Source organism: Streptomyces sp. NPDC002690 (genome assembly GCF_053592415.1).
The window spans coordinates 1-1,261 of the sequence record NZ_JBSFVR010000743.1; the positions used below are offsets into that span (position 1 = coordinate 1).

Below are 1,261 nucleotides of genomic sequence, written 5' to 3' on the forward strand. Positions count from 1 at the left end.
GCTCTGGGACGGTTCGAACCGTCCCACCCCGCCCCTTCATCGCCCGCTCGTCGCGGCGTCGGGCGGAGGCCCTCCGGCGAGGAACCCCCTGGTCAGGAGGGGGACTTCAGTGCGGCGAGGCGTGCCTCGACCTCGGCGCTGTCGCCCATGCCGTCCAACTGCTCGAACTGCGCGTCGAGCGAGGACGCGGCCAGCTCCTGCTTGCCCACGGCCTTCGCCTCCTCGCGCCGCACCTTGTCCTCGAAGCGGTTCAGCTCACTGGTCGGGTCCAGCACGTCGATGGACTTCACCGCGTCCATCATCGTGTTCTGGGCCTGCGCGGACTTGGCGCGGGCCACCAGCTCGTCCCGCTTCGCCTTCAACTCGCCGAGTTTCGCCTTCATCTGGTCCAGCCCGGACTTGAGCTTGTCCACCACCTCGGTCTGCGAGGCGATCGTCGGCTCGGCCGTCCGCGCCTCCTTCTCCGACTGGAGCTGTCGGCCCAGGGCGACCTTCGCGAGGTTGTCGAACTTGTCCGCCTCCGCCACCGATCCCGCGGCCCGCAGCTCGTCCGCCTTCCGGCTGGCCGCGAGCGCCTTGCCGCCCCACTCCGTCGCCGCCGCCACGTCCTCCGCGTGGTCCTGCTCCATCAGCCGCAGGTTGCCGATGGTGGCGGCGACCGCTTGCTCGGCCTCCGCGATGTTGTTGGTGTAGTCCCGGATCAGCTGGTCCAGCATCTTCTGCGGGTCCTCGGCCTGATCGATGAGCGCGTTGATGTTGGCCTTCGCGAGCTGGGTGACTCGGCCGAGAATCGTCTGCTTCGACATGGGAGCTCCTCTCCTGGAACGGGACGGTCGTGGGTACGCGGGACGGGGTCGAGGTCGGACGGGCGGTACGTGTACGGGCCGGGGCCCGGGTAGCCGGTGCCGGGCCGCCGGTCAGAAGCGGCCACCGCCGCCCCTGCGGCCCCGCGTCCCCCCGCCGCCGAAGCTGCCGGGCCCGGCGCCGCCGAAGCCGCCCCCGCCGAACCCACCGCCGCCACCGAATCCGCCGCCGCCACCGAAGCCGCCACCGCGCCGCCCGCCGCCGAGGATTCCGCCGAGGAGGATGCCCCCCAGCACGGCTCCGCCCATGCCGCCGCCCCCGCCGCCGCCCCGCATCCCACCGGGACCGGAGCGGCTGTCGAAGGCGCGTACGTCCTGCTCGGCCAGGGCCTGGGCCTGTCCGGCGAGCGCGTCGGCGCGCTGCGCCTCGGCGAGCGCGCGCTGCGGATCGCCGCCTG

1 protein-coding gene and 1 pseudogene are annotated in these 1,261 nt (G+C 73.2%); both read right to left on the bottom strand.

Annotated elements, in window-relative coordinates:
- Positions 1-92: 92 nt before the first annotated feature.
- A complete protein-coding gene (locus ACWD3D_RS37220; protein WP_451465047.1) occupies positions 93-806 on the bottom strand; it encodes a PspA/IM30 family protein in 714 nt (237 codons plus the stop codon).
- Positions 807-917: 111 nt separating this feature from the next.
- Positions 918-1,261: pseudogene (locus ACWD3D_RS37225) on the bottom strand (TPM domain-containing protein); the annotation flags it as partial.

What these genes read in the sequence shown, in the direction of transcription:
- ACWD3D_RS37220 (WP_451465047.1), bottom strand. Translation starts at nt 806, where the DNA reads ATGTCGAAGCAGACGATTCTCGGCCGAGTCACCCAGCTCGCGAAGGCC.